Origin of the sequence: Microbacterium sp. H6, assembly GCF_003314775.1 — a bacterium.
GTDB classification, from domain to species: Bacteria; Actinomycetota; Actinomycetes; order Actinomycetales; family Microbacteriaceae; genus Microbacterium; species Microbacterium oxydans.
Genome location: NZ_QOAY01000306.1, coordinates 67,608 through 92,567, shown reverse-complemented (window position 1 = coordinate 92,567; position 24,960 = coordinate 67,608). Strand labels below are relative to the sequence as shown.

The following is a 24,960-nucleotide window of genomic DNA, read 5'->3' as shown; positions in this document are numbered from 1 at the left end:
GCTACCGTCTGGGCGGCGCAGCCCGGTGCCACCCCGCGCTGTCGAGTGCGACATCTCCTTCCAGGTGCAGCAGTCCGAGCACTGATCGGACGCGATCAGGGGAGAGCCCCGACCGGCGGGCGACCTCGTCGATGGAGAGGCGTGCCCGAACGGTCATGACCTCCAGGATGCGAGCGTGGTGAGGATCCCGCTCCCCCGGGCTCGTGTCGGGTCGATGACCTATCGCGCCGAACAGCTCGCGCACCTCCTGCGCCGATGTGACACACTGCGCGTCGTACTCGCGCAGCAACCGATGGCATCCCGCTGAGGACGCGGAGGTCACCGCTCCGGGGACGGCACCGAGTGGACGCCCGAGCGTCGCAGCGTGACCGGCGGTGTTCAGCGATCCACTCCTCCAGCCCGCTTCCACGACGACCGTCGCGTGTCCCAGTGCGGCGATCAGACGATTCCTCGCCAGGAACCTCCACTTCGTGGGCGCCGTGCCGCAGGGTGGCTCGCTCACCAGTGCCCCCTCTTCGGCGATCCGCCTCAGGAGCGCCTGGTGCCCCGCCGGATAAGCACGGTCGACCCCGCCCGCGAGGAAGGCCACCGTCGCGCCCTCCACTCCGAGGGCAGCTCTATGGGCGGCTCCGTCGATCCCGTACGCACCGCCCGAAACGATCACCACGCCTGTGGCTGCCAGATCTCCCGCGATCTCTGAGGCCACGTGCTCGCCGTATCCCGAGGAGGCGCGCGCACCGACGATGGACACGCGAGGCTGATGGTCGAGCAGCTCCACACGACCCCGCACCCACAGTGCGGCGGGGACATGCGGTCCGAGATCGTCGAGGGCGACGGGCCACGCCGCGTCGCCGGGAATCAGCAGCCGGACACCAGCGGCAGCGGCTCCGTGGAGCGCTGCCAGCACGGCTCGTGGTGCTGCCCGCGGGGTCCAACGTGCACGCCCGTCGGCGAGCATGCGGGATGCCGCCGCGTTCGCGCGCCCGGGAGACAGCAGCGATGACGAGTTCCCCACGGCCACGGCGAGTGCTTCCGCAGCACCGAGCTCCGCGATCAGAGCGCCGGCGACGGCATCGCCCGGCTCCGCGATCACGGTCCATGCGGCGCGTGCCATGCACTCGTCCATACTCCCACCCGGGTGGATCTGTTCCGTGAGGGCCACAGCTTCGGCGTCGGCCAGGAGCTCGTCGATCATCGCGGCAACCCCCGTCGAAGGTGCAGCGCGCGGCCGATCTCATCGGTTCCCGGCCTGTCCAGCGCAGCCAGGTCCGCCATCGTCCATGCGACCCGGAGAACGCGGTCGTAGCCGCGAAGTGTCAGCGCTCCACGCTCCAGGGCCCGATCGAGCGGCGATCGCGTCGAAGCGGGCAGCCGGAGCGCTCCCTGCCGCAGCCAGGTGCCCGGCACATCCGCATTGCGACGCCATCGGGTGCTCCGCCAACGCGACGCTGCTCTCGCCCGCGCGTCCGCGACACGGTCCCGCGCCCGCTCGGTTGTCAGCTCCGCACTCGCGTCACCCATCGCCCGCGATGCGGCGACCCTCGTCACCTGGAGATCGATGTCGATGCGATCGCGGAGCGGTCCGGACAGACGGGTGGCGTAGCGTCTGATCGCCATCGGCGGGCACACGCATTCCGCACCGCGCACCCCATGATTTCCGCAGGGACAGGGATTCATCGCGAGCACGAGCTGGAATTTCGCGGGGAAGGTCGCGGTGAATCCGGCCCGATGCACAGCGATCACCCCCGACTCCAACGGATGGCGCAGCGCATCCAGCGCGACGCGTGAGAACTCGGCCGCTTCATCGAGGAACAACACGCCGCGGTGCGCACGCGCTATCGCTCCCGGTCTCGCGGCACGGGACCCGCCACCGACCAGTGCCGCGACCGACGCGCTGTGGTGCGGGGCCTCCAGCGGAGGGAGAGAATCCAGCGCGGACACCGCTTCTCCACTGAGCGAGCGAACGGATGCGACCTCGAGTGCCTCCTCTTCATCGAGTGCGGGCATGATGCCGGGGAGACGCCGGGCGAGCATCGTCTTTCCGGCGCCGGGAGGACCGCTCAAGAGCAAGTGGTGCCCACCGGCAGCGGCGACGACGAGAGCTTCGACGGCCTCCTCCTGCCCGATCACGTCGGCGAGATCGAGGGCGTCGCGCGAGCTCCGCGTGTCGGATGCGACCTCCACGAATTCGACATCGGGCACCTCCACGTCGGCGCCGTGCCAGACGGCGACCTCCGCCAGAGACCCGGCTGCGCGTACGTCGATACCGGGCACCAGCCTCGCCTCTGCCTCGTTCCCGTATGGCACGATCGCCGTCTCGAATCCCGCTCGTGCCGCCGCGAAGACCGCGGGGAGGACACCGGGCACCGGTCGGATCCTGCCGTCGAGACCGAGTTCACCGATATGGACCGTCCGGGCGATGGAACGCGACTCGACGGCTCCGCCCGCCGCCAGACACGCCACGGCCACGCCCAGGTCGAACCCGGCGCCATGCTTCGGAAGGCTTGCGGGCGAGAGATTGACGGTGAGCCGTCGACGTGGCAGATCCAAACCGGCGTTCTTGCAGGCGTTGTGCACGCGCTGGACGGCTTCGCCCAATGACTTGTCAGGAAGACCGATGATCCGGAACTCGGGCGTCTGGCTCGACATGTCGGCCTCGACCTCGACGAGGTGTCCGTCCACGCCGGTCAGTGCGACGGCCCAGGTGCGCGCGGTGCTCACGCGATGTCCACGAGATGCTCGAGCACACCGGTGGTCGGATCGGCTCCGATGATGCCGATCGCCTCGAGGCGCACGTCTCGCCCTCGCGCGACTCCCGGATGCTCTGCGATCCACGCCTGCGCCAGTTGCCAGAGCCGCCGGCGCTTGCGCGCGTCGATCGCCTCGAACGGGTGCCCGAATGCGTCCGTCCGCCGTGTCTTGACCTCCACCACGGCGAGATGATCGCCGCATACGGCGACGATGTCGATCTCACCCTGTGCGCACCGCCAGTTCCTCGCGAGCACGGTGTACCCGCTGCTCCTCAGATGTTGCGCGGCGCGGTCTTCTCCCGCTCTTCCGAGTTCATCCTTCGCTGCCATCTGCCCAGCATCACGTGGACACGCTTCCCGGGGTCGGGGCACGGCTGCAGATTCACGGCGTCTGGGGAGAAGTCAGCTCTTCAGCGCAGTGTGGAGTGAGTCCGGGCGCATCGGCGCGAGAGTCTTCGTCACTCGCCGTCGAGCGAGAGCTCCTGCGGGAGTTCGAACTCCCTGCGCTGCAGCTCCTCGACGTTGACGTCCTTGAACGTGAGCACGCGCACAGCCTTCACGAAGCGATCGGCACGGTAGATGTCCCACACCCAGACGTCCGTCATCGAGATCTCGAAATAGAAGTCGTGCTCGGTGTCCCGGCGGACGACGTTCACGTCATTGGCCAGGTAGAACCGGCGCTCGGTCTCCACGACGTACTGGAACTGCGACACCACATCCCGATACTCCCGGAACAGTGCCAGCTCGAGTTCGCGGTCGTAGTCGTCGAAGGCTTCCTCATCCATGATGTGTCCATCCTAGAGTCGCGGGCACCGGGGAGCGTCATCGGCTGCCGGGGCGCGTCCTCGGTGCCTCTGTCAGAACAGCGTGGGAGCGTCAGCTATGGCCCACGACGCCCTGTGGTGCGGCGACAGCCCGATCGTCCGGATCGCATCGCGGTGCTCGATGCTGGCATAGCCCTTGTTGCGGTTCCACTGATACGCGGGATGCGTCTCATGAAGCTCCGCCATGTAGCCGTCCCGCGCGACCTTCGCGATGACGGAGGCCGCCGATACCGAAGCACAATCACGGTCCGCCTTGACCACGGGACGCACATTCAGCGGAGTCGGGTGCACCTTCGACACGTAGTCGTGGTTCCCGTCGAGCAGGATGAGGGCTCCGTCGAGCACGGCACCCTGCGCAGCGACGGCCGAGACCGCGCGGGACGCGGCGAGTCCGAGCGCCCTCATGATGCCGACCTCGTCGACCTCCGCCGCACTCGCCCAACCGACCGCTGACGCCTGCACCCACGCGGCGGCACGGGCGGCCACCTCCGGCCTGCGCTTCTCCGTCACGAGCTTCGAATCACGCAATCCTTCGGGCACACGACGGCGGGCACCGGTCGCATCCATCACGGCAGCACCCACCGCGACCGGCCCCGCGAGCGCACCACGACCGACCTCGTCCAGGGAGATGATCAGTTCGCATTCACCGAGGAGCCGACGTTCCAGGGTGAGCTTCGGCGCGATGACGGTCATTCCGGATCCGGAACGCCGTTGAAGATCTCGTGGTGGCCGTCGATCGGTCCCAGCCGGTTCAACGGCCAGGTCGTGAGGAACGCCTTGCCCACGATGTTCTCCATCGGGACGAAGCCTCCGCTGGGCAGGTCCTGGTGCGCGCGGGCGTCGCGCGAGCGGTCTCTGTTGTCACCCAGCAGCCACACGGAATCCTCCGGGACCACGACATCGAACGGCTCGTTCGACGCGGCAGTGTCGCCCTGAGGGAGATTCAGGTAGCTGAGCTCGTCGATGGGCGCACCGTTGATCGTGATCTGTCCGAGCGCATTGCAGCAGACCACGTGGTCGCCGGGAAGCCCGATCACCCGTTTGACGAGATGATCCTGGGAGTCGGTGGCGGAGATGCCCACGAAGTTCAGTACCCAGTCGACGGCCTCGACCAGAGGCGGCTGCGCGGGCGTCTGCGGCTGTCCGTCCAGCCAGCCTCCCGGGTCCTTGAAGACGACGACGTCTCCGCGCTCGTAGTCGGTCCAGCGCGGAGTGAGCTCGTCGACGAGGATGCGGTCGTTGACCAGGAGCGTGCGCTCCATCGACGCGGAGGGGATGTAGAACGAACGGACCACGAAGGTCTTCACGACGAAGGAGACCAACGCGGCGATCACCACGATCACCAGCACGTCTCGAAGGAAGACCAGGAACCCGCGGCGTCGTCTGGACGTGGGCGCGGATGGGGATTCAGTCATCTGGTTCCTTCGCGATCATGCGCCGGCGCGCGGCGACGATATCTAGGGTCGCACACCGGAGGGAGAACGAAGCACCCCGGGACATCGTGTCCCGGGGTGCTTCGGAGATGCGTCGACTCAGCGGTCGCGCTTCTCCTTGATCTTCGCCTTCTTGCCACGCAGCTGGCGGAGGTAGTAGAGCTTCGCGCGACGCACGTCACCGCGGGTGACGACCTCGATGTGGTCGATCACCGGGGAGTGCACCGGGAAGGTACGCTCGACGCCGACCTGGAAGCTGATCTTGCGCACGGTGAACGTCTCGCGCACGCTGTCACCCTGGCGACCGATGACGACGCCCTGGAAGACCTGGATACGAGAGCGGTTGCCCTCGGTGATGTTGACGTGCACCTTGACGGTGTCACCGGGGAAGAAGTCCGGGATGTCCGAACGGAGGGAAGCCGCGTCGACGGCGTCGAGGATCTGCATGATCGTCTCTCTCTGCACCCGCCACAGGTCGCATGCATGTATTCAAAGGAACAAGAAAAGGGTTGAACTGTACGGAGCTGACGCGTCCGCGGGCTCCCCTGTGGCAGAGCCGGTCACAGCACAAACATTCATTCTGCCACGAATGCGGTGACGGACCAAAACGCGATGTCAGTCCCGGGTGTCCGTCTCCCGCACCACGATGACCTCGTGCGCACGCGTCGGCACGGTCGGCTCATCGACGGTGGGGATCGTGGACCAGGAGATGGTCTCGCGCAACCGCGCCCCACTTCCCCTCGCTTCGTTCCACAGCTGCCACAACTGCAGCCAGATCAGCGCGATCCCCGCGACGATAGCCCCCGTGAGCAACCACGGGAATGCGCCGTCGATGAAGAACCCGACCGCGATCGTGAGGCCGTTCCAGATCGTGAACCCGGCGACGTCCCACCACGAGACCGCTCGCTCGATGCGGACGGACGGACGGGACCGCGTCAGAAGGGTGAGGAGAAGCTGCCCGAGGAACACGGAGGGCATGGCGACGAGCAGCACCCACAGGATCGACCAGCCGCCCTGGAAGACACCCCACCCGATCAGCAGCCACAGGGGCAGCAGGAAGGCCGCCGGGAGAAGCCATCGGAAGTAGGCCTGTCGCAACCACATGCTGAGATCGTACGACGACGATCCGACGCGCGCTCCTGTGTTCGCTGAGAGCGCTCGGCCTTCCTCGGCCTCACGATCAGGGAGAATGGGAGGGACGAGAGGACAACCGATGATCGAACTGCGCACCCCCGCCGAGATCGAAGAGATGCGCGCCGCAGGGCGGTTCGTCGCCGAAACCCTGGCGACGTTGCGTGACGAGACCAAGGTCGGAACCAACCTGCTCTCGATCGATCGTCGCGCACACGACATGATCCGTCGCGCCGGCGCCGAGTCGTGCTACATCGACTATCACCCCTCGTTCGGAGCGAGTCCGTTCGGGAAGGTCATCTGCACCTCCGTCAACGACGCCGTGCTGCACGGCCTCCCCCATGACTACGTGCTCCGCGATGGCGACCTCGTCACCCTCGACTTCGCTGTCGCAGTCGACGGCTGGGTCGCCGATTCCGCCGTCTCGTTCGTCGTCGGAACAGCCAGCGACGAAGATCTCCGACTCATCGACACGACCGAGCGCGCCCTGACCGCGGCGATCGACGCCGCATCCGTCGGGAACCGCATCGGCGACATCTCCGCAGCGGTCGCCACGATCGCACACGGTGAGGGTTACTCGATCAACACCGACTTCGGCGGCCACGGCGTCGGCCGGACGATGCACGGCGATCCCCACGTCCCCAACGACGGCCGCCCCGGTCGTGGCTTCCCCCTGCGCGCCGGCCTCGTCCTCGCCTTGGAGCCCTGGCTTCTCGCCACGACCGACGAACTCGTCACAGACCCCGACGGGTGGACGCTGCGCAGCGCAGACGGGTCCCGCGGCGCGCACTCCGAGCACACGATCGCGATCACCGAGCAGGGCCCGATCATCCTGACCGACCGGTCGTTCCTCGGCGTCGACTGACCTGCCACGGTACTGATCGTCGTATCGGGTCGTGCAGACGTAGCACGCAGGCGCGGTCGGCGCTCCGGTGTGCCATCCTGAGTCCATGATTCCGCAGGATCGTCATGTGCCGGAGCGAGTGCTCCTCGCGCGTCACGGGCAGACCCAGTGGAACAGAGAGCATCGCCTGCAGGGGCAGCTTGATTCGCCCCTCACTCCCGAGGGAGTCGAACAAGCGCATGCGATCGCGGATCGGTTGACGGACGTCGACGTGCGCACGGTGTGCTCCAGTCCGCTCGGCAGGGCGGTACACACGTCGACGATCGTCGCAGAGCGCCTCGGTGCCGACGTGGTCGAGGTGCCCGAGCTCGCTGAGCTCGACCATGGCGAGCTCAGCGGCCTGACGTGGGAGGAGATCGACGCGGAGTATCCGACCGCAAGGGAAGAGCGGGCGGCCAACCGCTACGGGTGGGCCTTTCCCGGCGGGGAGAGCTACGCGCAGGCCAGAGCGCGCGCACGCAAGGCGCTCAGCAGCTGCGGATGGGTGTCACAAGGTATCCCCCTTCTCATCAGTCACGAGATGATCGGGCGCATGCTGCGTGCGGAACTGCGAGGGTTGGATGCCTCCACCGCACTCGGGCTGAGGCACCCACACGGGGTCGTGTTCGAGATCGACGGTGCCTCCGAGCGCATGCTCTGAGAGACACGTTCCCGGTTCGAGGCCTCAGTCAGGAAGACGGCGACGTGTCGTCGAGGAGATCGGGACGGCGCGACCGTGTTCGCTCGATCTGCTGCTCGTGGCGCCACGCGGCGATCGCCGCATGGTTTCCGCTCAGCAACACGTCGGGCACCGATCGTCCCCGCCACGATGCGGGCTTGGTGTACGACGGATACTCGAGCAGACCGTCCTCGTGGGATTCCTCGACGAGGCTCTCGGGATTGCCGACGACACCAGGGATCAGCCGGCCGATGGCCTCGATCATCGCCATCGTGGCGACCTCTCCCCCGTTGAGGACGTAGTCGCCGAGACTGATCAGCCGGACATCGCCCCGCTCGGCGGCGTACTCGAACACGCGCTCGTCGATGCCCTCGTAGCGGCCGCAGCCGAAGATGAGATGTTCGCGAGTCGCCAGATCACGCGCGGTCTTCTGGGTGAACACCTCTCCGGCGGGCGACGGGAAGATGATGGTGGGACGTTCAGCGACCGTTGCGGCAGCTGCTTCACTGATGTCATCGAGGGCGAGTCCCCAGGGCTCCGGCTTCATCACCATGCCCGCTCCGCCGCCGTAGGGGGTGTCGTCAACGGTGCGATGACGGTCCGAGGTCCAGTCGCGAAGGTCTCGGATGCGGAGATCGATGATCCCGGTCGCCTGAGCCTTTCCGAGCAGCGAGAGCGTCAGACCGTCGAAGTAGGACGGAAAGATCGAGAGGACGTCGATGCGCACGGGGACCCGTATCAGCGATCACTCGGACGCGTCGGCGTCCGCGCCTGCCTGCGGCTCGGCGTCAGTGGACTCCGGGACCTCCTCGAAGAGGCCGGGCGGCGGGGTGACGATCACGCGACCGGCCTGCACATCGACGGTGGGGACGATGGCGGAGACGAAGGGCACCATCACCTCGTCCTCGCCTGCCTTGACGATGAGGAGGTCCTGTGCGGGGAAATGCTCCACCCGAACGACCCGACCGATCACGGTGTCATCGCGGACCACCTCGAGGCCGACGAGCTGGTGATCGAACCACGCATCGTCTTCGGCCTCGTCGACATCCTGATCGATCCAGAGGATGGCACGGACGAGGCTGTCAGCCGCGTCGCGGTCCTCGACATCCTGGAAGAACACGACGGGGTTGCCGTTCATCACCCGGTACTCGCGCACCGTGATCTCCTTGCCGTGCCACGGAGATGCCTCGGGCACCTGCAACGTGAAACCGGCTCCGGGGACGAAGCGCCCCTCGGGGTTGTCTGTGTACAGCTCGAGCTTGAGTCCGCCCTTGAGCCCATGCGCCTTGACGAGACGCCCGACTCGCAGCTGGTTCTTGCCCTGGTTGCGGTCCTTCGCCACCACGTCAGTCATCCGCGACATCGACGCGGACCCGCCGCCCGTCAGCGAGTGCGCTGACGAGGGTGCGAAGGGCCTTCGCGGTGCGGCCGCCGCGCCCGATCACGCGTCCACGGTCGTCGGGGTGCACACGCACCTCGAGGAGGTCGCCTCGCGGCGATGTGGATTCGTTGATGCGGACATCTTCCGGGTGATCGACGATCCCCTTGACGATGTGTTCGAGCGCGGCGGCGAGCACGGCGGATTACTCTGCGTCTGCTGCGGGAGCCTCAGCGGCCTCCGCGTCGGCCGCGGCGGGAGCCTCCTCAGCAGGAGCCTCCGCCTTCTTCTCGGCCTTGGGCTTGACGACGGACTTCTTGGACGCGTCGATCTCGAAGGGGGCCTTCGGCTCGGCGACCTTGAGCGTGGACTTCGCGTCCTTGTCGCCCTTGAACTTGCCCCAGTCACCCGTGATCTTGAGGATGGCAGCGACCTGCTCGGTCGGCTGTGCGCCGACGGAGAGCCAGTACTGCGCACGCTCGGAGTCGACCTCGATGAACGAGGGCTCCTCGGTGGGGTGGTACTTGCCGATCTCCTCGATCACGCGACCATCGCGCTTGGTCTTCGAGTCGGCGACGACGATGCGGTAGTACGGCGCGCGGATCTTGCCCAGGCGCTTGAGACGAATCTTGACAGCCACGATTCTCCTGAATTGTGTGGAAGGAAACGAACCGGTCGCCTGGAGAGTGGGGTGCACACCCGGCGGAAGCTCTAATGAGTGTGGACTCCTGCTGGATAGAGGGTCGAGCAGGTCGTCCGACCCTCTATTCTGCCAGATCCGAGGGCCGGGCGCGAAACGTGGCGAAACCCCCGTTGCCGTGTCGCGCCTGCTGCGTGCCAGACTGTGCGGGTGAAACTCGAGTTCGCCTCTTCGGCCCGGTCCACCGTCGGTCTCGAATGGGAGATCATGCTCGCCGATCCGGTGAGCGGTGACCTCGTCGGGCGCGCACCCGAACTGCTCGCCGCGCTCGAAGCCGAGAGTGCGGACGAGCGACACACCGTCACGGGCGAGCTGCTCACCAACACGATCGAGGTGACGAGCGGCATCGGCGACTCCGTTGCGCACGCGGTCGACGACATCGGGAACGCCATCGCGGCGGTCCGCGCGGCGACGGATCCCGCTGGCATCGAGCTGCTGTCGGCGGGAAGTCACCCGTTCGCACAGTGGTACGACCAGCAGGTGACCGACAAGTCGCGCTACCACACGCTGATCGAACGCACGCAGTGGTGGGGGCGCAACATGATGATCTGGGGCATCCACGTGCACATCGGCGTCGAGGATCAGCGCAAGGTCTTCCCCATCATCAACGCCCTCGCGGGGTACCTCCCTCATCTACAGTCGCTCGCCGCGTCGAGTCCCTACTGGGCGGGAGAGCGGACCGGCTACGCATCGAACCGCGCGCTCGTGTTCCAGCAGCTTCCCACCGCCGGGCTCCCCTGGCCCCTGCACGACTGGGCGCAATACGAATCGTATCTCGACGACATGGTGCGCACCGGGGTGATGGCCGATGCCACGGAGGTGCGTTGGGACATCCGTCCCGCTCCGCGCTGGGGGACCATCGAGGTGCGCGCCTGCGACGGGCTGTCGACGTTGCCCGAGCTCGCCTCGGTCGCCGCGCTCGTGCAGGTCCTGGTCGAGGACTTCTCACGTCAGCTCGACGAAGGGCGGACCCTCCCCGAGCTTCCCGCCTGGTTCCACCGCGAGAACAAGTGGAGGGCGGCACGCTACGGGCTCGACGCCCGTGTGATCGTGGATGCGACAGGCACACAGCGCCCCGTTCGCGAGCATCTGTCCGAAGCTCTCGAATCACTGGCACCGACCGCTGTCGAACTCGGATGCGGCCGGGAGTTCGGCGGCATCGCCACGATCCTGGACGGCGGTGCCAGCTACGCGCGTCAGCTCGCCGTCGCCGACGCCGCGGACGGCGACCTCGCAGCGGTCGTGCATCATCTGATCAGGGAGTTCCGTTCCGGACCCGAGTCGTCGACCGAAGAGCCGTAGCTCCCGGCACGCCTGACGGCGGACGCCGCTGTTCAGTCCTCGACGAGGCGCCTCGCGAGTCCCTCGTCCAGGACCACATCGGTGATGAGTCCGGCCGCCAGGGCGGCGCGGAGGCTCACCAGCTTCGGGATGCCGGATACGACGCACACGCGGCGTGGAACCCGACGGAGTCGATCCAGGCCGGGGCCCGTGGCGCGCGCGTTCACCCGGATGTCCCGCCACGACCCGTCGGAGCGGAAGAAGACCGTGGCGACATCGCCGATCGCATGGTCCTCGCGGAGGCTGCGATAGTCGTCACGTCCGAGGTACCCGCCCACATAGACACGGCTCGGCACCTCGGCAGCGGGCGAACCGAGGCTGAACACGGCGACATCCATCTTCGCCTGCAGATCGAGCACACGTCGCGTGCTGCGTTCACGCCACATCGCCTCGCGCGTCGCAGGATCGTCGAAGAACGCGGGCACCGGGAACTGCTGGACCTGCGCGCCGAACGCACTGCCGAATCGCTGCAGGATGTCGCTGGAGTACTCGACACCCGTGGTCTGGGTGTTGCCTGCGCCGTTGAGCTGCACGAAGGTCGTGTTGTGGGTCTCCTTCTGGGTGAGTCCACGACTCACAGCGCTGATCGTCGACCCCCACGCGACGCCGATGACCATGTTCGAGTCGACGAATTGCGACAGCAGACGCCCTGCCGTCAGAGCCACGCGCTCGAGGCGCTCGACCTCGCTGAGGATCTCCGGCATCGGCACGACGTGCGCGGCCACTCGATGCCGATCCCGGATCCGGTGTTCGAGCATCCCGAGACGCTCGAGCGGCGAGTTGATCCTGATGTCGACCAGTCCGCTCTCCCGCGCGAAGCTCAGCAGACGTGAGACCGATGATCTCGACGTGCCGAGTTCCTTCGCGATGACCTCCATGGTCTTGTCCTGCATGTAGTAGAGCTGCGCCGCTGTGAGCGCCGCGATCAGCTTGCTGTCGCGAGATTCCGCGCTTGCACCGGCCATGACGTCCTCCTCAGCTTCGATCCTTGCACATATGTGCAGTGGGCTTGCGCGGGATGTCACACAGGTCGATGCTGGTGGCAAGCAAGGAAGAGAGGGTCGACGATGATCGATTCGGCACACTCGTCGGCGGAGCGCGCGGAGATTCGCGCTGTCCGCGAATCCGGGCGCACGAGCGTCCTCGTCATCGGCGGCGGGATCAACGGAATCTCCACGTTCCGCGACCTGGCGCTGCAGGGAGTCGACGTCGTGCTCGTCGAACGAGGGGACTTCGCCTCCGGCGCCTCCTCCGCGTCGAGCCACATGATCCACGGCGGCATCCGCTACCTCGAGAACGGCGAGTTCCGACTCGTCCGCGAATCCGTGGAGGAGCGCAACGGTCTTCTGAAGATCGCCCCTCACTACGTGAAGCCGCTCGAGACGACCATCCCGATCTACTCGACCTTCTCGGGCATCCTCTCCGCGCCGTTGCGCTTCCTCACGCACAAGAGCGGCAAGCCGCAGGAGCGCGGAGCCTTCCTCATCAAGATCGGGCTGACGATCTACGACACCTTCTCGCGCGATGGTGGCACCGTTCCTCGGCACCGTTTCCTCGGCCGCAAGAAGTCGCTCGCCGAGCTGCCTTCTCTCGACCCCAAGATCAAGTACACCGCGACCTACTACGACGCCTCGATGCACGACCCCGAGCGCCTGGCTCTGGACGTGCTCCAGGACGGACGATCCGCCCACCCGAGCGCGCACGCGCTGAACTACGTCGAAGCCGTCTCTCGTGACGGCGACAAGGTCGTGCTCCGCGACCGTGAGAGCGGCACGGAGTTCTCTGTGCAGGCCGATGTCGTCGTGAACGCATCGGGTCCCTGGACCGACCTCACGAACGATGCCCTCGGCACCGAGACGAGGTTCATGGGAGGAACCAAGGGCTCGCACATCGTGCTCGACCACCCCGAACTGCTCGAGGCGACCCGCGGACGCGAGATCTTCTTCGAGCACTCCGACGGTCGCATCGTCCTCATCTACCCCCTCAAGGGACGCGTTCTCGTCGGCACCACCGACATCGATGCCGATCCACGCGAAGTGGCCGTGTGCACCGAGGAGGAGGTCGACTACTTCTTCGATCTCATCCACCACGTGTTCCCCACCATTCCGGTGTCGCGCGAGCAGATCGTCTACAAGTTCTCGGGAATCCGTCCCCTGCCTCGTCACGAGGACACGGCCCCCGGGTTCGTCTCCCGCGACTACCGCGTCGAGGTCGACCAGAAGGGCGCCGTGCCGCTTGTGAGCCTCGTCGGCGGCAAGTGGACCACGTTCCGCGCACTCGGCGAGTCCCTCTCCGACACGGTGCTCGGCCTGATCGATCGCACCAGGACGGTCTCGACGGCAGGGCGCGCGATCGGCGGTGGGCGCGAGTTCCCCCGCACCGAGAAGGCCAAGCGCATCTGGTTCCAGGAGAACCTTCCCGGCGCCGGCGCACGTGCCGATCAGCTGCTGGCCCGATACGGTACCCGCGCGGCACAGGTCTGGGAGTTCGTCGAGCAGGGTGCGGACGCGCCACTCGCCGGCGGTGACCTCTCCACGCGTGAACTCGAGTGGATGGTGCAGAACGAGCTGGTGACCCGCCTGGAGGATGTCATCCTGCGTCGCACCAGCATCGCGTTCACCGGCGGGGCGACCGCCGAGGTTCTTGACGAGATCGCCGATGCCCTCGCGCCGATGCTCGGCTGGGACCGAGCGCGCCACGATGCCGAGGTCGAGCAGACCCGCGAACTGTTGAACGAACGTCACGGACTCGATATCCCGTCCCGCGCCCGCGGCTGACGGGGTCTCGGACTGCCGCCCTCCTCGCGGTGCAACTCCCATAAAGTGTCGGGGCAGTGGGGCCCCGACACACAAGAAAGGTCAAAGAAGACATGGCTGATGTGAATCTCGGTCTCTACTTCCTCTCCGAACTGGTAGGAACAGCGATGCTGGTCCTGCTCGGATGTGGTGTCGTCGCCAACGTCGCGCTCGCGAAGAACAAAGGCTTCGGCGGCGGCTTCCTGATGGTCAACTGGGGATGGGGTCTGGCGGTCTTCGCCGGTGTGCTCGTCTCCGCGTACTCCGGTGCCATCCTCAACCCGGCCGTCGGCATCGGACTGCTGATCTCCGGCACGATCGACTTCCCGATGTTCCTCGTCGCCACCGCGGCGGAGCTCGTCGGTGCGATCATCGGTGCGATCGTCGTGTGGCTCGCCTACAAGCAGCACTTCGACGAGGAGCCGGAGGCCGCCAACAAGCTGGGCGTCTTCTCGACCGGCCCCGCGATCCGCTCCTACGGATGGAACCTGGTCACCGAGATCATCGGCACCTTCGTGCTGGTCTTCGTGATCCTCGCGTTCGCGGACTACGGCGACATCGAGGTGGGAACCCCCGGAGGCCTCGGACCGCTCACGGCCCTCCCCGTCGCTCTGCTCGTCGTCGCTATCGGTGCCTCGCTCGGTGGCCCGACCGGTTACGCGATCAACCCTGCCCGCGACCTCGGTCCGCGTATCGCGCACGCGATCCTCCCGATCAAGGGCAAGGGTTCCAGCGACTGGTCCTACTCCTGGGTCCCGGTGGTCGGTCCGCTGATCGGTGGCGCGATCGCCGCTGCCGCAGCGCCCGTCCTGCTGCACCTCGCCTGAACGACCTGAATTCAAAGGAGAACAACATGGCTGACTACATCCTCGCCATCGACCAGGGAACGACTTCGAGCCGCGCGATCATCTTCGACAAGAAGGGCAGCATCATCGCGACGGGCCAGAAGGAGCACGAGCAGATCCTGCCGAAGGCCGGCTGGGTCGAGCACGACGCCTCGGAGATCTGGCGCAACGTCCAGGAGGTCATCGGACTCGCCCTGAGCCGCGCCGACCTGACGCGCCACGACATCGCGGCCGTCGGCATCACCAACCAGCGCGAGACCGCGGTGGTCTGGGACAAGACCACCGGCAAGCCCGCCTACAACGCGATCGTGTGGCAGGACACCCGCACGCAGGCGATCGTCGATCGTCTCGCGGCAGACGGCGGCGTGGAGCGGTTCAAGCCGGTCGTCGGGCTCCCCCTGGCGACCTACTTCTCGGGAACCAAGATCGCCTGGATCCTCGAGAACGTCGAAGGCGCTCGCGAGAAGGCGGAGGCCGGCGACCTGATCTTCGGAACGACCGACAGCTGGGTCCTCTGGAACCTGACCGGCGGCGTCGACGGCGGTGTGCACGTCACGGACGTGACGAACGCGTCGCGCACGATGTTCATGGATCTCGAGACGCTCGAGTGGCGCGACGACATCCTCGAGGCGTTCGGCGTGCCGCGCTCGATGATGCCCGAGATCCGCTCCTCTTCCGAGGTCTACGGTGCGGCGGAGGACTCTTCGCTGCTTCGCGAGACCCCGATCGCCGGCATCCTGGGCGACCAGCAGGCCGCGACGTTCGGGCAGGCCGCCTTCCAGAAGGGCGAGAGCAAGAACACCTACGGCACGGGCTGCTTCCTCATCTTCAACACGGGCGAGGAGATCGTCCACTCCAAGAACGGGCTGCTCACGACCGTCGGCTACAAGCTCGGCGACCAGCCGACGCACTATGCGCTGGAGGGCTCCATCGCCGTCACCGGATCCCTGATCCAGTGGCTGCGCGACCAGCTCGGCATCATCTCCTCTGCCCCTGAGGTGGAAGAGCTGGCCGACAAGGTCGAGGACAACGGCGGCGTGTACATCGTGCCCGCCTTCTCCGGTCTGTTCGCACCGTACTGGCGTCCTGACGCCCGAGGCGCGATCGTCGGGCTCACCCGTTACGCGAACAAGAACCACATCGCTCGCGCAGCGCTCGAGGCCGTCGCCTTCCAGACGCGCGACGTGCTCGACGCCGTGAATGCGGACGCCGGTGTGGACCTCACCGAGCTCAAGGTCGACGGCGGCATGGTCGCGAATGACGCGCTCATGCAGTTCCAGGCGGATGTCCTCGGCGTGCCGGTGGTGCGTCCGGTCGTCGCGGAGACCACGGCCCTCGGTGCCGCTTATGCGGCAGGCCTCGCAGTCGGGTTCTGGAACGGGCTCGACGACCTCTCCGCCAACTGGCAGGAGGACAAGCGCTGGGAGCCGTCGATGGACGAAGCAGAGCGCGACCGTCAGCTGCGGCTGTGGCGCAAGGCCGTCACGAAGTCGATGGACTGGGTCGACGACGACGTGAAGTGATCTGACACGAAGGCGAAGCGGGTTCGGAGCTCATGCTCCGGACCCGCTTCTCCATGCGCTGTCCGAGCTCTCCCAGCTCGACGTGACGGCTTCCACGACACCGACGAACGCGCGAGCGACGTTCCTCGGTGCCGCCGTATCCCAGGCGAGATACTCGACCCGCACCGGGCCACCGCGCACTGTCGAGATGGACACGTCGAACGCGGAGCGCTGGACGGTTCCCGGCGCCAGCAAGGTCACCGCCAAGCCCGCCTCCACCAAGCCGAGGATGAGGGTCGCGGAGTCGGCTTCGAAAGCCACATCGCGCGGGAGATCGGCCGCGTGGAATGCCGCGTCACTCTGGGCTCGTCCCGAAGTCGCGACGGGGAAGTCCGCGAACGTCATCCCCGCGAGGTCCTCCAGTGCGATGTCGCTCCTGTGCGCGAGCTCGTGCCCTCGAGGGAAGACGGCGACGAGCCGCTCACGAGAGAGCACACGGGACGCCACTCCCAGAGGTTCAACGCCTTCGCGCAGGCCCAGCAGGGCGACATCGAGCTCATCGTGCCGGAGCCTGCGCATCAGGACATCACTGTTCCCGACCTGCAGTTCCACCCGCACGTCCGGGTACGCCGCACGGTAGGCGACGAGCACGGCCGGCACGTCGACGGCGGTCACCGTAGGGATGACACCGACCCGAAGCGTCCCCTCGACGACACCGTCTACCGCGGCCGCATCCTCTCTGGCTCTTTCAGCAGCTCGGAGGGCAGCGCGCGCATGACCGAGGAATGCCTCGCCCGCCTCGCTCAGGCGCACCTGGCGACTGGAGCGAACGAACAAGCGCCGGCCGAGTTCGCGTTCGAGTGAGGCGACCTGATGGCTCAGCGCGGACTGCGTCACGAAGCATCGCTCGGCGGCGCGGGTGAAGCTCAGGGTGTCGGCGACTTCCACGACGTACCGCAATTGTTGGAGTTCCACGATTCATGATCTCTCTTCATGCGTCATGGTGCAATTATGCGTTGGACTCATCGGCTCCATGGTCGCAGGCTGAAGGCATGAACCGCATGACGCTCGTGCTGACCACTGCTCTTGCTCCCATCGCCTGGGGCACCACCTACCTCGTGACCACCGAACTGCTTCCGGCCGGGCACCCGCTGTTCGCGGGTCTGCTCCGCTCACTCCCTGCGGGTCTTCTCGCGGTCGCCATCAGTCGGCGGTTTCCGTCAGGGTCGTGGTGGTGGAAGTCCTTCGCCCTCGGCGCGCTCAACATCGGCGCTTTCTTCCCTCTGCTGTTCCTGGCCGCGGAGCGGCTTCCCGGCGGCGTCGCCGCCGCCGTCGCCGGAGCGCAGCCACTCATCGTCCTGGCTCTCGGAGCGCTCGTCCTACACGAGCGCATCCGGCCGATCACGGCCGCAGCGGCTCTCGTGGGCGCGGGAGGCGTCGCTCTGGTCGTGCTCGGCCCGGCCGCCGAACTCGATCTCTGGGGCGTTCTCGCTGCGCTCGGCGGTGTCACAGCGACGGGTGTGGGCATGATCCTCACCAAACGCTGGGGTCGCCCCGTCGGGGTGGGGCCCGTGTCCTACGCGGGCTGGCAGCTCAGCGCGGGCGGCATGCTGCTGCTACCGGTCACTCTGATGGTCGAGGGCGTGCCTCGGGAGATCGACGGCAATGCCGCTCTCGGCTACCTGTGGCTCGCCACCGCCGGGGGAATCATCGCGTACACGCTCTGGTTCCGAGGCGTCCAGCAGCTACCGGTCGTCGCGCCGGGGCTCCTTGCACTCCTGTCCCCCATCGTCGCGACACTTCTGGGGTTGGTGGTCGCCGGTGAGCGTTTCACCGCGCCTCAGGCGATCGGATTCGTGCTCACGCTCGGCGCGCTCGTCCTGGGGCAGTTCGTCACGCGTCCGAAGCCGAGCTCAGACCGACGTGCCGAGGAGACACTCGGCGAAGCGCTCTCGGCGCCGCGCTGAGTGCACTCAGTTCTTGCCGAAGAGCTTCTGGATCTCGGCGAGGTCGGCCTCGCTCGGAGCCTGGGCAGCACCGCCGCCGATCCCGAACCCCGATCCGGTGGGCGTGGTCGTGGAGGATGCGATGCCCGCGTTCTCCGCTGCACGCTTCGCAGGGTTTCCCGAGCGGGACTTGCCGGAGGAGGACTTGCTCTTCTTCCCTCGCTTGGACGACGCGCCGGGTCGTCCCATACCAGGCACGGGTCCCATGCCGGGGATGTTGGGGGTACCCCCACGAGCGACGGTCTTCATCATCTTCGCGGCCTGCTCGAAGCGCTGCACGAGCTGGTTCACATCCGTGACGGTCATGCCGGAGCCGCGGGCGATACGCAGCCGACGCGAGCCGTTGAGAACCTTCGGGTTGCGTCGCTCGCCCGGAGTCATCGAGCGGATGATCGCCTCGGTGCGGTCGATCTCGCGCTCGTCGAAGTCGGCGAGCTGCTGCTTCATCTGCCCCATGCCCGGGAGCATCCCGAGCATCTTCTTCATGGAGCCCATCTTCTTCATCTGCTGAAGCTGCTCGAGGAAGTCCTCGAGGGTGAAGGCCTCGGTTGCGAGCTTCTCGGCCATCTTCATGGCCTCTTCCTCATCGAAGGCCTGCTGGGCCTGCTCGATGAGGGTCAGGATGTCGCCGAGGTCGAGGATGCGGCTCGCCATGCGGTCGGGGTGGAACGGTTCGAGGTCCTCGAGACGCTCACCGGTCGAGGCGAAGATGATCGGGCGTCCGGTCACGGAGGCCACCGAGAGCGCAGCGCCACCACGGGCGTCACCATCGAGCTTCGACAGGACGACGCCGGTGAAATCGACGCCCTCCTGGAAGGCCTTGGCGGTGTTCACCGCATCCTGACCGATCATCGCGTCGATGACGAACAGCACTTCGTCGGGGCTCACGGCCTTGCGGATGTCCGCAGCCTGCTTCATCAGCTCGGCATCGACGCCGAGGCGTCCGGCGGTGTCGATGATGACGACGTCGTGCTGCTGACGACGGGCATACTCGACACCGTCGCGCGACACCTTCACCGGGTCGCCGACGCCGTTGCCGGGCTCCGGAGCGAACACGGTCGCGCCCGCCTGCTCCGCGACCACCTGCAGCTGGTTGACGGCATTCGGACGCTGGAGGTCTGCGGCCACGAGCAGAGGCGTGTGCCCCTCGCCCTCGAGCTGCTTGGCCAGCTTGCCGGCGAAGGTCGTCTTACCCGAGCCCTGGAGTCCCGCGAGCATGATCACGGTCGGTGCCGTCTTCGCGAACTGCAGGCGGCGCTGTTCGCCGCCGAGGATCTGCACGAGCTCCTCGTTGACGATCTGCACCACCTGCTGCGCCGGGTTCAGCGCCTTGTTGACCTCGTCGCCGAGGGCACGCTCGCGCACCTTCGCCGTGAAGTCCTTGACCACCACGAGCGCGACGTCGGCGTCGAGCAGAGCGCGACGGATCTCGCGCACGGTGCCGTCGACATCGGCGGCGGTGAGCTTTCCCTTCGTGCGCAGATTGCGGAAGGTTTCGGTGAGCCGATCGGAGAGCGTGCCAAAGGTAGCCATGGTGCGTACGATTCTACGCGAGTGAAGCGGCGCCGCTCAGCGCCGTGCGGGCTCAGGACCAGGGCAGGTCGTGAATCATCGCCAGCGCTTCCCGCAACACGGTCTCCGGCGTTCCGCGCCCCGCGCCCTGCTCTGCCCACACGCGCAGCGACGAGAGCACCGCAGCCGCGTGCGCCGCCCCGAGGATGTCGGCCCGGATCACGTCCACGCCCGCCGAGGACGCCGCGAGCGACACGGCAGCGGACAAGCGTGCCATTCGCAGGCCGGTGTCGCGCACGAGCTCGTCCTCCAGCCCCATCGCCCCCGCGTTGCGAAGGGCGAGAGCAAGCGGATCCGGTGCGAAGTCGTGGACGACCCGCAGCAGGATCTCCCGCACCGACTCCCCCGTCGCGACCCGGCCCAGGCCCCGGAGAGACTCGACAGCCTCACCGACCCGTTCGTCGATTCCTGACCACAGCACGTCGCTCTTCGAAGCGAAGTAGTTGAAGAAACTCGAACGGCTCACCCCGGCGCGCTGCGTGATGTCCGCCACCGAAGTGGCAGCGTAACCGCGTTCCAAGAAGAGCTCGCACGCAGCCTCGGCGAGCGTCTCCCGTGACGATGCCTTCGGGCGCCCGGCTTTCCCCGTCGAACTCATGCACTCACGCTACCGCGCGGCGCGGATCGAGAACGCCGTCCTCGACCCGAAGGAGTATTGTTGCTCTCAGTCCATTTACACCGAAGGCGGTTTTGTGATGCTCGAGATCCTCACGCCCGGGTTCGTTCCTACGCCGGTGCCGTACCTCGACGGGTGGGAGCTTCAGCGCCGGGTCCATGCCGACGTGGTCGCAGGCACTCGGCAGGACACCCTCATCCTGCTCGAGCACGAAGCCGTGTACACGGCGGGCAAGCGCACGGAACCGCATGAGCGTCCGCACGACGGCACGCCGGTGATCGACGTCGATCGCGGCGGCAAGATCACCTGGCACGGCCCAGGACAGCTGGTCGGCTATCCGATCGTCCGCCTCGGCGAGCCCATCGACGTGGTCGCCCACGTGCGCCGACTGGAGCGTCTGCTCATCGAGGTGCTGCGCCCGCTCGGAGTCGACGGCTATCAGGTGGAGGGCCGCAGCGGCGTCTGGGTGCGCCGCCCGCTCTCCGAGGACAAGGTAGCCGCGATCGGGGTACGGGTGCAGCAAGGAGTCACGATGCACGGCTTCGCCATCAACTGCGACAACTCCCTGGCCGGTTTCCGCGGCATCATCCCGTGCGGCATCACCGACGCGGGTGTCACGACCGTGAGCGAGGTCACGGGATCCTCCGTTTCGCCCCGTGACCTCGTCGATGCCGTGACCCGTGCGTTTCTCGCCGAATACTCGACCCCCGAACTGTCAGGAGCCCACGCATGACCGCCGCACCCGAGGGCCGGAAGCTCCTCCGTCTGGAGATCCGCAACGCCGAGACACCGATCGAGCGCAAGCCCGAGTGGATCAAGACCAAGGCGAAGATGGGTCCGGAGTACACGGCGTTGCACTCGCTCGTGAAGAGCGAAGACCTGCACACCGTGTGCCAGGAGGCCGGCTGTCCGAACATCTACGAGTGCTGGGAGGATCGCGAAGCGACGTTCCTCATCGGCGGGTCGCAATGCACGCGTCGCTGCGACTTCTGCCAGATCGACACCGGCAAGCCGGCTGACTACGACACCGACGAGCCCCGCCGCGTCGCCGAGAGTGTGCAGCGGATGAACCTCCGGTACGCGACCGTGACCAGCGTGGCCCGTGACGACCTGCCCGACACGGGTGCCTGGCTCAACGCGGAGACTGTCAGGAAGATCCACGAGCTCAACCCGAACACCGGGGTGGAGCTGCTCGCGAACGAGCACAACGCCGATCCGGCTTTCCTCAACCAGATCTTCGACGCCCGACCAGAGGTGTTCGCGCACAACGTGGAGACCGTTCCCCGCATCTTCAAGCGCATCCGACCCGCTTTCCGCTACGAGCGCTCGCTGAACGTGCTCACTCAAGCCCGCGACGCCGGGCTCATCACGAAGTCCAACCTCATCCTGGGCATGGGCGAGGAGCCGGAGGAGGTCGTGCAGGCGCTCAACGATCTGCACGATGCCGGCTGCGACATCATCACGATCACGCAGTATCTCCGCCCGACACCGCGGCACCACCCGGTCTCTCGTTGGGTGAAGCCAGCGGAGTTCGTGGAGTTCAAGGAGGAAGCCGAGCGCATCGGTTTCCTCGGCGTCCTCGCCGGTCCGCTCGTGCGCTCCTCCTACCGGGCGGGGCGCCTGTGGGCGCAGTCGATGACGTCCAAGGGCCGCGAGATCCCCGCGCACCTCTCCCACATCGCAGAGAGCGCCGATCTCGGATTCGCCCAGGCCGTCTGACCTCGTCGCTGCCCGGGGTAGCCGCTCGTGCGGCTAGTCCGCGCTCATCACCGACTGCACGCTGCCGTCGGAGCCGAGATTGACGAGCAGGACGTCATCTGACGAGCTGTCGTCGAGCGCGTACTCGAGCACCGCGAATGGTTCCGAGCCCCCATGCTCGTCGGCGAGGATCGTCATGCTCATGAGCCGGAGCGAGCGGATGATGTCGACGGCGGCGTCTCCCGACACGTCGACGAGCACGTCGGGCAAGTCATCGCCGTACGCCTCCTGCTGCTGAAGGATGTACTCGGTGACCTCGCTGGTGCGGTCGTCCACCTCTGCGAGCATGCCTCGACGCGCCGTGTCGTCGACGCTCTCCAGGCCCGCGATGAGCGAGGCGGCGATGTCGAGCGCATCGGACGAGACGTCGTCCTGGTCCGGAGCGGTCAGGTCCACGGTCACACTCTGATCACCGAGCTCCACGGTCTCCGACCAGAAGATCGATCCGTCCGGGCCCGAGGACAGGAGTCCGAAGTAGTCGTGTTCGATCGCCATAACGCTATGAAACCAGCCTCGTGCTCACTGCGGTAGTCCCGTCGTCAACCGACCAGCGACTGGACGAAGACATGAGGAGTGAAACCGGTGAGGTCATCGATCCCCTCGCCCTGTCCGAGCAGCTTGACCGGGATGCCCGTGCGCTCCTGCACGGCCAGCACGAAGCCGCCCTTGGCCGACCCGTCCAGCTTGGTGAGGACGAGTCCGGTGACGCCAGCGTGTTCGAGGAATGCCTCCGCCTGCATCACGCCGTTCTGGCCGGTGGTGGCGTCGAGCACGAGCAGCACCTCGCTGATGGGCGCCTGCTTCTCGATCACGCGCCGGACCTTCGAGAGCTCGTCCATGAGGCCGCCCTTCGTGTGCAGGCGGCCCGCCGTGTCGATGATCGCGATCTCGATGCCTTCGCGCTTCGCATACTCGACCGTCTGGAATGCCACTGAGGCGGGGTCCTGACCCTCCTGCTGCGGACGGACGGTCGCCGCCCCACCGCGCTGCGCCCAGGTCGCGAGCTGATCGACCGCTGCTGCGCGGAACGTGTCGGCGGCACCGACCACCACACTGCGCTGGTACCCCCGGAGGAACTTGGTGAACTTCCCGATGGTCGTGGTCTTGCCGACGCCGTTGACGCCGACGACGAGGACCACTGCGGGGCGCTCGGTGAGCTTCAGCGTCGTGTCGAACTTCGCGAAGTGCTCCTCGAGCGTCTCCCGCAACATGCGCTGGAGGTCTTTGGGGTCGGTCGTCCGGTAACGGTCGACCTTCTGGCGCAGCTCGTCGACGACGCGCTCGCTGATGTCAGGGCCGAAATCAGCCGTGATGAGCGCGGTCTCCAGATCCTCCCAGGTCGTCTCATCGATGGTGGGCTTGACGAACATGCCGCGCAGTGCACGACCAAGAGACAAGGACTTCTCCGCCATCCCACCAGCCTACGGGGTGCTCAGCGGATGGAAGGCGTGCGCGCCGATGGACTCGGTCAGACCGCGGCCGCAGCTCGGTCGCCGACCCGCTGTCCTACGACCGCCGAGACGCCGTCCTGCCGCATCGAGACGCCGTACAGCGCATCAGCGATCTCCATCGTGCGCTTCTGATGCGTGATGACGAGGAGTTGCGAACTCTCCCGCAGCTGCTCGAACACGGTCAGCAGACGACCGAGGTTCGCGTCGTCCAGAGCTGCCTCCACCTCGTCAAGGATGTAGAACGGGCTCGGCCGAGCCTTGAAGATCGCGACCAGCAGAGCCACCGCCGCGAGCGACCTCTCGCCGCCCGACAGCAGCGACAGGCGCTCGATCTTCTTTCCCACAGGACGGACCGACACCTCGATGCCGGTGGTCAGCATGTTGTCGGGATCTGTGAGCGAGATGCTGCCCGTTCCCCCCGGGAACAGCAGCGGGAACACCTGGCCGAAGGCCTCCTTCGTGTCCTCGAAGGCGCTCGCGAAGATGGTCTGCATCCGCTCGTCGAGGTCGGCGATGATCGTCAGCAGGTCCTGTCGCGTCTGAGTGAGGTCGGCCAGCTGCTCGGTGAGGAAGGCGTGGCGTTGCTCCAGCGCGGCGAACTCCTCGAGGGCCAGCGGGTTGACGCGTCCGAGCTGCGCCAGCTTGCGCTCCGCCTCTGCGAGACGGCGCTGCTGGATGCGGCGATCGAAAGGAATCGCCGCGGCGCCGTCTCCGGCGTCTCGGTCCGCCGCTGTCGTCGTGGTCGGATCGCGCGGGACGAGCTGGTCAGGACCATATTCCGCGATGAGAATATCTTCGTCCAGGGCCAGTTCGGAGGAGACCCGCTCCAGCAGGCTGTTCAGGTGCAGCTTCTTCTCGTGTATCTGCAGCTCGAGCCCGTGCACGCTCTCGGTGAGCCCTGTCAGACGTTCGCGCAGCGATGCCTCCTGAGCCCTGAGGCCGACGAGTTCCTGGTTCTGGGCCGACCGAGCGGCCTCGGCCTCTTTGAGCGCGAGACGTGCCTCGGCTACGGAACGATCGAGCGAATCGAGGATGCGCGGCAACTCGTCCGCAACGCCTGAGGCCGACTCCCGCTGCGCGCGGCGGATGACCGCGCGTCGGGCCGCCTCAGCCGCAGCGTCACGTTCCTGCTCGCGCTGCCGTTCCAGGCTCGCGACCCGGGACTGCGCGGCGCGGACGCGCTCGCGCAGGGTCTCGATCTCGAGTCGAGCCCGCACCTCGCCCTCACGTGCCAGCTCGAGAGCTTCGAGGAGTCCGTCCCGTGCGGATGCATCCAGAACCGGCCGCGGCGCTGCG

General features: G+C 67.0%; 28 protein-coding genes. 9 read left to right on the top strand and 19 right to left on the bottom strand.

The features are described from left to right. Position 1: 1 nt before the first annotated feature. The 8 genes from dprA to DSP71_RS20435 all read right to left on the bottom strand — a co-directional run bounded on the left by dprA (position 2) and on the right by DSP71_RS20435 (position 6,111). Positions 2 to 1,195: a DNA-processing protein DprA gene (dprA, locus tag DSP71_RS20470; RefSeq protein ID WP_113681924.1), complete on the bottom strand. Its 1,194-nt coding sequence runs from the start codon at positions 1,193 to 1,195 to the stop codon at positions 2 to 4. After that, positions 1,192 to 2,721: a YifB family Mg chelatase-like AAA ATPase gene (locus tag DSP71_RS20465; RefSeq protein ID WP_113681923.1), complete on the bottom strand. Its 1,530-nt coding sequence runs from the start codon at positions 2,719 to 2,721 to the stop codon at positions 1,192 to 1,194. The genes dprA and DSP71_RS20465 overlap by 4 nt, the downstream gene beginning before the upstream one ends. Then, positions 2,718 to 3,080: a YraN family protein gene (locus DSP71_RS20460; protein ID WP_046747068.1), complete on the bottom strand. Its 363-nt coding sequence runs from the start codon at positions 3,078 to 3,080 to the stop codon at positions 2,718 to 2,720. Before DSP71_RS20460 ends, DSP71_RS20465 begins: the two co-directional genes overlap by 4 nt. Before the next feature lie 128 nt (positions 3,081 to 3,208). Next, positions 3,209 to 3,535, bottom strand: coding sequence for a DUF2469 family protein (locus tag DSP71_RS20455; protein ID WP_045265213.1), 327 nt, complete (start codon positions 3,533 to 3,535; stop codon positions 3,209 to 3,211). A 72-nt stretch (positions 3,536 to 3,607) separates the two neighbouring features. Next, positions 3,608 to 4,267, bottom strand: coding sequence for a ribonuclease HII (locus DSP71_RS20450; RefSeq protein ID WP_046747069.1), 660 nt, complete (start codon positions 4,265 to 4,267; stop codon positions 3,608 to 3,610). After that, complete coding sequence (lepB, locus tag DSP71_RS20445; protein WP_058630610.1) at positions 4,264 to 4,989, bottom strand: signal peptidase I; 726 nt, start codon at positions 4,987 to 4,989, stop codon at positions 4,264 to 4,266. The genes DSP71_RS20450 and lepB overlap by 4 nt, the downstream gene beginning before the upstream one ends. 117 nt (positions 4,990 to 5,106) lie before the next feature. Then, complete coding sequence (gene rplS / locus DSP71_RS20440; protein ID WP_045265383.1) at positions 5,107 to 5,454, bottom strand: 50S ribosomal protein L19; 348 nt, start codon at positions 5,452 to 5,454, stop codon at positions 5,107 to 5,109. A 168-nt stretch (positions 5,455 to 5,622) separates the two neighbouring features. Then, complete coding sequence (locus DSP71_RS20435) at positions 5,623 to 6,111, bottom strand: MFS transporter permease (RefSeq protein WP_113681922.1); 489 nt, start codon at positions 6,109 to 6,111, stop codon at positions 5,623 to 5,625. A 109-nt stretch (positions 6,112 to 6,220) separates the two neighbouring features. On the opposite strand from DSP71_RS20435, the gene map reads away from it, so the two are divergent. Both map and DSP71_RS20425 read left to right on the top strand, forming a co-directional pair. After that, positions 6,221 to 7,003, top strand: a complete 783-nt coding sequence (gene map, locus DSP71_RS20430) for a type I methionyl aminopeptidase (RefSeq protein WP_046747071.1) — start codon at positions 6,221 to 6,223, stop codon at positions 7,001 to 7,003. Between the two features lie 85 nt (positions 7,004 to 7,088). Then, positions 7,089 to 7,682 (top strand): histidine phosphatase family protein, encoded by a 594-nt coding sequence (locus DSP71_RS20425; RefSeq protein ID WP_218867351.1) that lies wholly within the window; start codon positions 7,089 to 7,091, stop codon positions 7,680 to 7,682. 28 nt (positions 7,683 to 7,710) lie between these two features. On the opposite strand, the gene trmD is transcribed toward DSP71_RS20425, so the two are convergent. The 4 genes from trmD to rpsP are packed head-to-tail and all read right to left on the bottom strand — an operon-like array spanning position 7,711 to position 9,718. Beyond that, complete coding sequence (gene trmD / locus DSP71_RS20420) at positions 7,711 to 8,427, bottom strand: tRNA (guanosine(37)-N1)-methyltransferase TrmD (protein ID WP_058630607.1); 717 nt, start codon at positions 8,425 to 8,427, stop codon at positions 7,711 to 7,713. A gap of 18 nt (positions 8,428 to 8,445) precedes the next feature. Beyond that, complete coding sequence (gene rimM, locus DSP71_RS20415; RefSeq protein WP_113681920.1) at positions 8,446 to 9,054, bottom strand: ribosome maturation factor RimM; 609 nt, start codon at positions 9,052 to 9,054, stop codon at positions 8,446 to 8,448. Continuing rightward, positions 9,047 to 9,277, bottom strand: a complete 231-nt coding sequence (locus DSP71_RS20410) for an RNA-binding protein (RefSeq protein WP_017830729.1) — start codon at positions 9,275 to 9,277, stop codon at positions 9,047 to 9,049. The genes rimM and DSP71_RS20410 overlap by 8 nt, the downstream gene beginning before the upstream one ends. 6 nt (positions 9,278 to 9,283) lie before the next feature. Beyond that, positions 9,284 to 9,718, bottom strand: a complete 435-nt coding sequence (gene rpsP, locus DSP71_RS20405; RefSeq protein WP_046747075.1) for a 30S ribosomal protein S16 — start codon at positions 9,716 to 9,718, stop codon at positions 9,284 to 9,286. A 210-nt stretch (positions 9,719 to 9,928) separates the two neighbouring features. On the opposite strand from rpsP, the gene DSP71_RS20400 reads away from it, so the two are divergent. Continuing rightward, positions 9,929 to 11,080, top strand: a complete 1,152-nt coding sequence (locus DSP71_RS20400; RefSeq protein ID WP_046747076.1) for a glutamate--cysteine ligase — start codon at positions 9,929 to 9,931, stop codon at positions 11,078 to 11,080. A gap of 32 nt (positions 11,081 to 11,112) precedes the next feature. Here the strand turns inward: DSP71_RS20400 and DSP71_RS20395 are convergent, their stop codons facing one another. Next, positions 11,113 to 12,084: a sugar-binding transcriptional regulator gene (locus tag DSP71_RS20395; protein WP_021200458.1), complete on the bottom strand. Its 972-nt coding sequence runs from the start codon at positions 12,082 to 12,084 to the stop codon at positions 11,113 to 11,115. Positions 12,085 to 12,186: 102 nt separating this feature from the next. Here DSP71_RS20395 and DSP71_RS20390 point away from each other — a divergent pair, with 102 nt between their 5' ends. From DSP71_RS20390 to glpK, 3 genes are all read left to right on the top strand, one after another. Further along, positions 12,187 to 13,896, top strand: coding sequence for a glycerol-3-phosphate dehydrogenase/oxidase (locus DSP71_RS20390; RefSeq protein ID WP_113681919.1), 1,710 nt, complete (start codon positions 12,187 to 12,189; stop codon positions 13,894 to 13,896). A gap of 92 nt (positions 13,897 to 13,988) precedes the next feature. Further along, complete coding sequence (locus DSP71_RS20385; protein ID WP_028501983.1) at positions 13,989 to 14,741, top strand: MIP/aquaporin family protein; 753 nt, start codon at positions 13,989 to 13,991, stop codon at positions 14,739 to 14,741. A 26-nt stretch (positions 14,742 to 14,767) separates the two neighbouring features. Next, a complete protein-coding gene (gene glpK, locus DSP71_RS20380) occupies positions 14,768 to 16,282 on the top strand; it encodes a glycerol kinase GlpK (RefSeq protein WP_113681918.1) in 1,515 nt (504 codons plus the stop codon). A 30-nt stretch (positions 16,283 to 16,312) separates the two neighbouring features. Here the strand turns inward: glpK and DSP71_RS20375 are convergent, their stop codons facing one another. Further along, positions 16,313 to 17,236 carry a LysR family transcriptional regulator gene (locus DSP71_RS20375; protein WP_113681917.1) on the bottom strand — a complete coding sequence of 308 codons (924 nt, stop codon included), beginning with the start codon at positions 17,234 to 17,236 and terminating at the stop codon, positions 16,313 to 16,315. 77 nt (positions 17,237 to 17,313) lie between these two features. Here DSP71_RS20375 and DSP71_RS20370 point away from each other — a divergent pair, with 77 nt between their 5' ends. Continuing rightward, positions 17,314 to 18,228 (top strand): EamA family transporter, encoded by a 915-nt coding sequence (locus tag DSP71_RS20370; protein ID WP_058630602.1) that lies wholly within the window; start codon positions 17,314 to 17,316, stop codon positions 18,226 to 18,228. 6 nt (positions 18,229 to 18,234) lie between these two features. Here the strand turns inward: DSP71_RS20370 and ffh are convergent, their stop codons facing one another. Both ffh and DSP71_RS20360 read right to left on the bottom strand, forming a co-directional pair. Beyond that, positions 18,235 to 19,800 (bottom strand): signal recognition particle protein, encoded by a 1,566-nt coding sequence (gene ffh, locus DSP71_RS20365; protein ID WP_113681916.1) that lies wholly within the window; start codon positions 19,798 to 19,800, stop codon positions 18,235 to 18,237. A gap of 52 nt (positions 19,801 to 19,852) precedes the next feature. Continuing rightward, positions 19,853 to 20,437, bottom strand: a complete 585-nt coding sequence (locus DSP71_RS20360) for a TetR/AcrR family transcriptional regulator (RefSeq protein ID WP_046747082.1) — start codon at positions 20,435 to 20,437, stop codon at positions 19,853 to 19,855. Between the two features lie 97 nt (positions 20,438 to 20,534). Between DSP71_RS20360 and lipB the strand changes: the two genes are divergently transcribed. Beyond that, positions 20,535 to 21,188, top strand: coding sequence for a lipoyl(octanoyl) transferase LipB (lipB, locus tag DSP71_RS20355; RefSeq protein WP_061017677.1), 654 nt, complete (start codon positions 20,535 to 20,537; stop codon positions 21,186 to 21,188). After that, positions 21,185 to 22,174: a lipoyl synthase gene (gene lipA, locus DSP71_RS20350; RefSeq protein ID WP_113681915.1), complete on the top strand. Its 990-nt coding sequence runs from the start codon at positions 21,185 to 21,187 to the stop codon at positions 22,172 to 22,174. The genes lipB and lipA overlap by 4 nt, the downstream gene beginning before the upstream one ends. A 33-nt stretch (positions 22,175 to 22,207) precedes the next feature. Here the strand turns inward: lipA and DSP71_RS20345 are convergent, their stop codons facing one another. The 3 genes from DSP71_RS20345 to DSP71_RS24430 form a co-directional block, all read right to left on the bottom strand. Further along, positions 22,208 to 22,708: a DUF2004 domain-containing protein gene (locus tag DSP71_RS20345; protein ID WP_046748457.1), complete on the bottom strand. Its 501-nt coding sequence runs from the start codon at positions 22,706 to 22,708 to the stop codon at positions 22,208 to 22,210. A gap of 44 nt (positions 22,709 to 22,752) precedes the next feature. Further along, complete coding sequence (ftsY, locus tag DSP71_RS20340; RefSeq protein ID WP_113681914.1) at positions 22,753 to 23,625, bottom strand: signal recognition particle-docking protein FtsY; 873 nt, start codon at positions 23,623 to 23,625, stop codon at positions 22,753 to 22,755. Positions 23,626 to 23,681: 56 nt separating this feature from the next. Further along, the coding region (locus tag DSP71_RS24430) for an AAA family ATPase (RefSeq protein ID WP_258546582.1) at positions 23,682 to 24,960 on the bottom strand (1,279 nt) is incomplete at its 5' end.